Annotated in this window: 9 protein-coding genes; 6 read left to right on the top strand and 3 right to left on the bottom strand. The window is 67.1% G+C overall.

Annotated elements, in window-relative coordinates:
• Positions 1-181 precede the first annotated feature (181 nt).
• Positions 182-628 carry a MarR family winged helix-turn-helix transcriptional regulator gene (locus NBRGI_RS01985; protein ID WP_029892531.1) on the bottom strand — a complete coding sequence of 149 codons (447 nt, stop codon included), beginning with the start codon at positions 626-628 and terminating at the stop codon, positions 182-184.
• A gap of 70 nt (positions 629-698) precedes the next feature.
• Here NBRGI_RS01985 and NBRGI_RS01980 point away from each other — a divergent pair, with 70 nt between their 5' ends.
• The 3 genes from NBRGI_RS01980 (at position 699) to NBRGI_RS01970 (ending at position 2,383) form a co-directional block, all read left to right on the top strand.
• Positions 699-1,073 (top strand): cupin domain-containing protein, encoded by a 375-nt coding sequence (locus NBRGI_RS01980; RefSeq protein ID WP_029892530.1) that lies wholly within the window; start codon positions 699-701, stop codon positions 1,071-1,073.
• A gap of 32 nt (positions 1,074-1,105) precedes the next feature.
• Positions 1,106-1,480: a cupin domain-containing protein gene (locus NBRGI_RS01975; RefSeq protein WP_029892529.1), complete on the top strand. Its 375-nt coding sequence runs from the start codon at positions 1,106-1,108 to the stop codon at positions 1,478-1,480.
• Between the two features lie 153 nt (positions 1,481-1,633).
• Positions 1,634-2,383 carry an SDR family oxidoreductase gene (locus tag NBRGI_RS01970; protein WP_029892528.1) on the top strand — a complete coding sequence of 250 codons (750 nt, stop codon included), beginning with the start codon at positions 1,634-1,636 and terminating at the stop codon, positions 2,381-2,383.
• A 44-nt stretch (positions 2,384-2,427) separates the two neighbouring features.
• Here NBRGI_RS01970 and NBRGI_RS01965 read toward each other — a convergent pair whose 3' ends face one another.
• A complete protein-coding gene (locus NBRGI_RS01965) occupies positions 2,428-3,339 on the bottom strand; it encodes a LysR substrate-binding domain-containing protein (RefSeq protein WP_051727430.1) in 912 nt (303 codons plus the stop codon).
• Between the two features lie 75 nt (positions 3,340-3,414).
• Between NBRGI_RS01965 and NBRGI_RS01960 the strand changes: the two genes are divergently transcribed.
• The 3 genes from NBRGI_RS01960 to NBRGI_RS01950 all read left to right on the top strand — a co-directional run bounded on the left by NBRGI_RS01960 (position 3,415) and on the right by NBRGI_RS01950 (position 5,899).
• Entirely contained in the window at positions 3,415-3,843 is a 429-nt protein-coding gene (locus tag NBRGI_RS01960; protein ID WP_029892526.1) for a DoxX family protein, read from the top strand.
• A gap of 71 nt (positions 3,844-3,914) precedes the next feature.
• Positions 3,915-4,490: a TetR/AcrR family transcriptional regulator gene (locus NBRGI_RS01955; RefSeq protein ID WP_029892525.1), complete on the top strand. Its 576-nt coding sequence runs from the start codon at positions 3,915-3,917 to the stop codon at positions 4,488-4,490.
• A complete protein-coding gene (locus tag NBRGI_RS01950) occupies positions 4,487-5,899 on the top strand; it encodes an FAD-dependent monooxygenase (protein WP_029892524.1) in 1,413 nt (470 codons plus the stop codon). Before NBRGI_RS01955 ends, NBRGI_RS01950 begins: the two co-directional genes overlap by 4 nt.
• A 40-nt stretch (positions 5,900-5,939) precedes the next feature.
• Here NBRGI_RS01950 and NBRGI_RS01945 read toward each other — a convergent pair whose 3' ends face one another.
• On the bottom strand, positions 5,940-6,749 hold the full coding sequence (locus NBRGI_RS01945; protein ID WP_029892523.1) for a SigB/SigF/SigG family RNA polymerase sigma factor: 810 nt from the start codon (positions 6,747-6,749) through the stop codon (positions 5,940-5,942).
• Positions 6,750-6,842: the final 93 nt, after the last annotated feature.

Raw genomic sequence — 6,842 nt, 5'->3', positions numbered from 1 at the left:
ACGATCCGTCGCGTCCGCCGAGCCGGCCTGGTGCCGTTGGCCCTCGCCTGTCTGATCAAATACCCGAGCGGGCGACCGATCCGGTTGCGCGCATGCACAATTCCGATCTACCCGGCGTACTCGCTGAGCGACTTCGGCCTACGCCGCAGCGGGTTTCGGCCCTGGCGTGCCGAGAGTGCGCTCAGAGCGGGCGAAAGGCGCGGTCGGCGTCGGGATCTGCGGCGTCGGTGATGATTTCGGTGAGCACGGCTCGGACCGTGGCGATCTGTTCCGGGCCGACCCGGGCGGCCAGTCGCCGCTCATAGGCGGCGTGGAATTCGCGGACCGTCCGCAGGATGTCGCGGCCGCGGTCGGACAGGTGCAGGGTCTTGGCGCGTTTGTCCGCCGGGTCCGGCCGGCGCTCGACGTACCCGTGCCGGACCATCTCGTCGACCACTTTCGCCGCACCCTGCGCGGTGATACCCAGCTGGCCGGCCAATTGACTTGCGGTGAGCGGGCTTTCCGCCAGGGCGCGGAGCACGTAACCGTAGGAGGCGCCGGTCAGGTGATAGCCGAACGTGGCGAGATGGGCGTGCAACTCCCGCACGAACCCCTGATAGGCCTGTCCGAGCATGATCCCGAAATCCATCCTTGACGCTCCCGCCGCCGATATGTTCAACTCTAGTTGAACACCTTAGTTGAAGATCCGGAGTTACACCATGCCGCTCATCAAGTCCGCCGACGCACCCACCTTCGAGGCACCCCTCATGACCGCCGTCGGCCTGGCCGCACCGAGCCGGGGATCCACCGAGAACAGCGTGTGGCGCTTCATCATGCAGCCGGGCAATCCCGGTCACGCCCATGCGGTGTCGCGTGAAGAAATCTTCGTCGCGCTGTCCGGACAGGCGAACGTCACGATCGACGGCCAGACGCGCGAATTCCGCGCGGGCGACGCGTTGATCGTCCCGGCGCACACCGTATTCAGCGTCGCGGTCCCCGGCGACGAACCGTTCGAGGCCGTCGCGATCCTGCCCGTCGGCGCGTACGCCCAAGCACCCGGCGGCGCTCCGATCAGCCCGCCGTGGGCCCGATAGTCCAATCCAGCACGATATTTCACAGGAGCAACATGCCTATCATCACCGCCGCCGAAGCCCCGCGCTTCGAGAACGAGCACGCGAGCTTCATCGGTCTGGCCGCACCCAGCCGCGGCTCCACCGAGAACTGCGCGTGGCGGCTCACCCTCAAACCGGGCGTGGCCGCCCCGCCGCACGCCCTCGACCGGGAGGAGATCTTCGTCGCCGTCTCCGGCTCGATGAACGTCACCATCGACGGTGAAACGCACACCGTCGCAGCCGGAGACGCCCTCATCGTGCCCGCACATCAGCAGTTCGCCATGGCCAACCCGCATACCGAGCCGTTCGAAGCGGTTGTGGTGCTGCCGGTCGGCGGGCAGGGACTCATCCCCGGCCAACCACCGATCACCGCCCCCTGGGCGCGCTGACCGTTCTGCGCCAACATCCCCGCGCCTAATTTTCGACCCGGCACAAATGCCGCTTGTGGACCCACCAATAATGCCTGTTTTCCCCGTGCGCCTATTCGCCATAACGTTTCTGGAGTCTATTGGCGAGTACTAACGGATCGGAGTTCGACGGTGGTGCAGAGTTTGCAGGGCAAATCCGCTGTGGTCGCAGCAGGCGCGAAGAATCTGGGTGGGTTGATCAGCCGCACGCTGGGCGAACGCGGCGTCGATGTAGTCGTGCACTACAACAGCGACAACACCGAGCCGGACGCCGACAAGACGGTCGCCGCGATCGAGGCCGCGGGCGGCAAAGCCGTGAAATTCCAAGCGGACCTGACGGTTCCAGCGAACGTGGAGCGGCTTTTCGCGGTCGCCGTCGACGCATTCGGCGGCGTGGATATCGCGGTGAACACGGTCGGAAAGGTGTTGCGGAAACCGATCATCGAGACGACCGAGGCGGAATACGACTCGATGTTCGCGATCAACGCGAAATCGGCCTATTTCTTTCTCAAGGAGGCGGGCAAGCGTCTCAACGACAACGGCCGCGTCGTCACCGTGGTCACCTCACTGCTCGCGGCGTTCACCGACGGTTACTCCACCTACGCGGGTGGCAAAGCGCCGGTCGAGCACTTCACCCGGGCGGCGGCGAAGGAGTTCGCGCCACGCCTGATCTCGGTGAACACCGTTGCGCCCGGCCCGATGGACACCCCGTTCTTCTACGGTCAGGAAACGCCGGAGCGCGTGGAGTTCCACAAGTCGCAGGCGCTCGGCAACAGCCTGACCAAGATCGAGGACATCGCCCCGCTGGTGGAATTCCTGGTCGGCGACGGCTGGTGGATCACCGGACAGACCATTCTCGCCAACGGCGGATACACCACTCGCTGAGCGAGACCGCTTCGACGACCGACCGGCTGCCCGACGGTGGCCGGTCAGTCGTTTTCGGACGGTGCACTGAGCAGCAGGTCACGCACGTCGGAGGTGGTGTGCGGCAACCACAGCGCCTGGGTCGCCGCCACCGGCCCCGCTTTCAGTTCGATCACCTGCACGCGGCCACCGAGGGCGGGCCCGGCGGGCGCGGTGACGATGGCGACGTGGTCGGTGTCGACCACCGCCGTCACGGGGGGCGTGCCCTGGATGTGGTTGACGACGAACCGCGGCTCGAAACCGGCTCGGCGGCAGGTGCTGAGGATGAAATCGGTGTAGTACGACGCGCCCGGCGGCGCCCAGATGACGATCGGCTCGTCCCGGAGGTCGTGCACCGTGACGGCGGCCCGGTCGGCCAGCCGGTGCGTCCGGGCGACCGCCACGCGTACCTGGTGGTACGCGATCACCGCGGCCGCAAGATCGGGCGGATTGACTACTGCGCGCCGCAGGGCGACGTCGATCGTCCCCTCGTGCAGGGCCTGGGCGAGCGCATCGGGGTACATCTGGCGCACGGTGACCGAGACGTCCGGGCGACCGGTCCGCACGGGTGCCAGCAGGTCGTACACCTCCTCGGCGGTGATCGCCGGAGTGTGCCCGACCACGAAGGTCACCGGCGCGGCGGTGCCCGCCTCGTGCGTGCGGCGATACAGCGCGTCCGACGCCGCCAGCAGCGCCCGCGCCCCGTCGCGCAGCACTCGCCCCGCCTCGGTGAGCACCAGTTGCCTGCCGCTTCGATCGAACAGCTCGACCCGCAGTTGCTTCTCCAGCTGGCGCACGGAGCTGCTCAAGGCCTGCTGGGTGAGATGCAACTCCGCCGCCGCCGCGGTGAAACCGGCCAGCTCCGCGACGGCCAGGAACTGATGCAGTCGATGCAGATCCAGCACTCTGCCGCTGGAGCCCAACTCGGCTGGAACCATGCGGACCATCGTAAGCCGAGCTCGAGCGGGGCTCGGCTGGTGATGCTGGAAGTTCGCGGGCGGTACCGTCGAAGCATGGAACTCGGGCGTTTCGGCGATGCATGGCTGTTGGTGACTCGTGTCAGCGTCGGCCTGATGTTCGCGAACAGCGGTTGGGGAAAGATTGCCGCGCCGGACCGGTTTCGAGCCGATTTCGAGGCATGGTCGGTGCCGGTGCCGAGCCTGGCCGCGCCCGCCACGGCCTGGGCCGAACTGATTCTCGGGATGCTCTTGATCGCCGGGTTGCTGACCAGGGTGGCCGCGGCAGGCCTGGCCCTGACGATGGTCGGCGCGCTCTGGTTCTCGGTGGCGCCCGCCATCGCCGCGAAAGCGACAACGACCTTCGGCTTTCTCGGCAACTTCTTCTACGCCTCGGAGTGGCTGTTGATCCTGGCCCTGGTTGCGATCCTGCTGGCCGGGGCTGGTCGCCTCAGCACGGACGCCGCACTGGGCCGTCGCCGGTAAACACGAGTGCGCGTTCGGATCGCACGATAATTCACTAGAAGTGTACGAAACAGTTTCGTACGCTTCGCGGCATGATCAGAGGGCAGCAACGAGTCGATGCGATCCTGGCGGCGACGCTGGATCTGGTCGCAGAACAGGGCTATCCGGCCATGACCATGGACGCGGTGGCGGCGCGGGCCAACGCCAGTAAGGCCACCATTTATCGCCGCTGGCGCAACAAGGCCGAACTGGTCAAGGCGGCACTGGACGCCTACGACGCCGACCACAATGCCGCCATCCCGGTTACCGGCACATTGCGCGGGGACCTGCTGGCTGTGCTGGAAGCGTTGTGCACCAAGGCTTCCGAGCGCTACACGACGATGATCGGCGGGTTGGTCGCGGCCATGCAGTTCGACGCGGACTTGGCCGCCGCGCTGCGCGAGCACATCGAAGACGAGGAACTCTCCCCCTTCCACGACGCACTGCGGCGCGCGATGGACCGCGGCGATCTGCCCGCGGACACCGATGTCGACCTGATCCACGACGTCGCCGAGGCGATGATCTTGCGCCAGACCCAACTCGGTTCCGGGTTCGACGACACGTTCATCACCCGCCTCCTCGACGATGTCCTACTCGTTCTACTCCGGCACGAAGGAGCAACTCGGTGACGATATTGATCGTCGGGGCAGGCCCGACCGGACTCACCCTCGCGTGCGATCTCGCGCGCCGCCAGGTGCCGTTGCGCCTCCTGGACAAGGCGCCGGGCGTGTTTCCCGGCTCACGCGCGAAGGGATTGCAGCAGCGCACGCTCGAGATCTGCGCCGACCTCGGCGTGCTCGACGCGATACTCGCCGGCGGTGCGCCCTTCCCCGAGTTCCGCCTGTACCGGGGACACGAGGTGGTGTGGGAACGGTCCATCGCCGAAATGCTCGGCACACCAAAGCTTTCGGCCTCGGCCACCGTGCCGTTCCCGGATCCCTGGCTGATTCCGCAGTGGCGGACCGAGGAGATTCTGCACCGCCGCCTGGTCGAACTGGGCGGGCAGGTCGAGTGGAATTCCGAAGTCCTCGAAGTCGACCAGGATGCCGACAGCGTCGTCGCACACACGGCGAACGGCCCGATCGAGGGCGCCTATCTGGTGGGCACCGACGGAGGGCACAGCACCGTCCGCAAGGCGATCGGCGTCGACTTCCTCGGCGACGCCGTCGAATCCGAACGCACCCTGATCGGCGACGTCCGGGTGCGCGGACTCGACGGACGCTACTGCCATATCCTCACCGACGGCGGCGATGTGGGCCAACGGTTTTCGCTGTGGAACCTGCCCGGCAGCGACTATTACCAGTTCGTCGTCTCGCTACCGGCCGAGGAAACTCCGGAACTGACGTTGGACGCGGTACGGCGGCTGTGCGCGCAACGCTCCGGCCGCACCGATATCGAGCTGTTCGATCTGCGCTGGATCTCGTTGTACCGCTTGAACGTTCGCATGGTCGACCGCTATCGGGTCGGGCGGGTACTGCTCGCGGGCGACGCGGCGCACGTCCATTCCTCGGCCGGCGGCCAGGGACTCAACACCGGGATACAGGACGCGTACAACCTCGGCTGGAAGCTCGCGGCCGCCGTCGACGGCACCGACCCCGGGCTCCTGGAAACCTATGCGGCCGAGCGGATGCCGGTCGCCGCGAACGTCCTGGGTCTGAGCTCGCTGCTGCATGAGCAGGACTTCCGCGGCGGCAGCACCGCACCCGCGATCCATCAGCTCGATATCTCCTACCGCGATGGCCCGCTCGCCCTCGACGACCGCGCCGACCCCGGCACTCTCCGCGCCGGAGACCGCGCACCCGACGGTCGACTCCCCTCCGGCACAACACTTTTCGACGCCTTCCGAGGGCCGCACCACACCCTGCTGGCCTTCGACGCCCCCACCCCGAACCTCGGCCTGCCGACGCTCACCCTGTCCCCGTGCGAAGGCTACGACGTCTCCCCCGGCACCTACGTCCTTGTCCGGCCCGACGGCTACATCGGCGCGATCACCGCCTCCGCAGCGACCCTCGCGCAATACCTGCGCGTTCGGGGCTGAGCGGCCGAGTACGACCTGGGCGAGTGAAATTCCGCCGCGCTCAGTCGGCCAAAACTTCGGCGCGCAGTGCAGTCAAGGTGCGCGACAGGATTCGGGAGATCTGCATCTGGGAGACCCCGCATTGCCGGCCGATCTGCGCCTGGGTGAGCCCTTCGAAGAAGCGCATGTGCAGGATGCGGCGCTCTGCCTCAGGCAAGGCCGCCAGCAACGGCGCGACGGCGAGGGCGTTCTCGGTGAGTTCGTAGTTGCCGTCTTCGTCACCGAGGTTTTCGGCGAAGGCCGCAGCGCCCGTATCACTTCCGGTGTCCGCCGCCGGATCCAGCGAATCGGTCCGGTAGCAGTTGGTGGCGATCAGCGCCTGGGTCACCTCGGTCAAATCCAGGTCCAGCTCGATCGCGAGTTCCATCGCCGTCGGCGGGCGGCCGAACCGGTGCGACAGCAGCTCCACCGTCGGCCCGATCCGCTGCTGGGTTTCCTTGACCCGGCGCGGCACCCGGACCGCCCAGGTGTGATCACGGAAATGTCGCCGTACCTCGCCCATGATCGTGGGCACCGCGAAGGCGAGAAACGGGCTGCCCCGGGACGGATCGAAACGATCGACCGCCAAGACGACGCCCACGGACGCGATTTGATAGAGGTCGTCGTAGGTCTCACCCCGGCCGCTGAAGCGCCGCGCGATGTGATCGGCCAGTGGCAGGCACCGGTGCACGATCGTCGCGCGCAGCTGCGGGTATTCGGGATCGTCACGATCCAGGCCCGACAATTCCAGCAGGGCCGGTTCGATGTCGTCGTAACTGTCCGCGCCGCGCCGTCGGTCGGCGGTCTTTCGAGTTGCCGAGAAAGCAGCCATCACGTAGACCTCACTTCGGTTCGTCGCACGGAACCGCAGCGACACCGTGGACTCGATGCCGAGGCGTCCGCGATGCGCCGTACGTCAATCCTG

Source organism: Nocardia brasiliensis IFM 10847 (assembly GCF_000710915.1).
In the GTDB taxonomy this organism is placed as follows: Bacteria; Actinomycetota; Actinomycetes; order Mycobacteriales; family Mycobacteriaceae; genus Nocardia; species Nocardia brasiliensis_A.
The sequence above is the reverse complement of the archived record's forward strand: the minus strand, read 5'-3'. Positions and strand labels throughout refer to the sequence as shown.

What these genes read in the sequence shown, in the direction of transcription:
- NBRGI_RS01985 (WP_029892531.1), bottom strand. Translation starts at nt 628, where the DNA reads ATGGATTTCGGGATCATGCTCGGACAGGCCTATCAGGGGTTCGTGCGG.
- NBRGI_RS01980 (WP_029892530.1), top strand. Translation starts at nt 699, where the DNA reads ATGCCGCTCATCAAGTCCGCCGACGCACCCACCTTCGAGGCACCCCTC.
- NBRGI_RS01975 (WP_029892529.1), top strand. Translation starts at nt 1,106, where the DNA reads ATGCCTATCATCACCGCCGCCGAAGCCCCGCGCTTCGAGAACGAGCAC.
- NBRGI_RS01965 (WP_051727430.1), bottom strand. Translation starts at nt 3,339, where the DNA reads ATGGTTCCAGCCGAGTTGGGCTCCAGCGGCAGAGTGCTGGATCTGCAT.
- NBRGI_RS01960 (WP_029892526.1), top strand. Translation starts at nt 3,415, where the DNA reads ATGGAACTCGGGCGTTTCGGCGATGCATGGCTGTTGGTGACTCGTGTC.
- NBRGI_RS01955 (WP_029892525.1), top strand. Translation starts at nt 3,915, where the DNA reads ATGATCAGAGGGCAGCAACGAGTCGATGCGATCCTGGCGGCGACGCTG.
- NBRGI_RS01945 (WP_029892523.1), bottom strand. Translation starts at nt 6,749, where the DNA reads ATGGCTGCTTTCTCGGCAACTCGAAAGACCGCCGACCGACGGCGCGGC.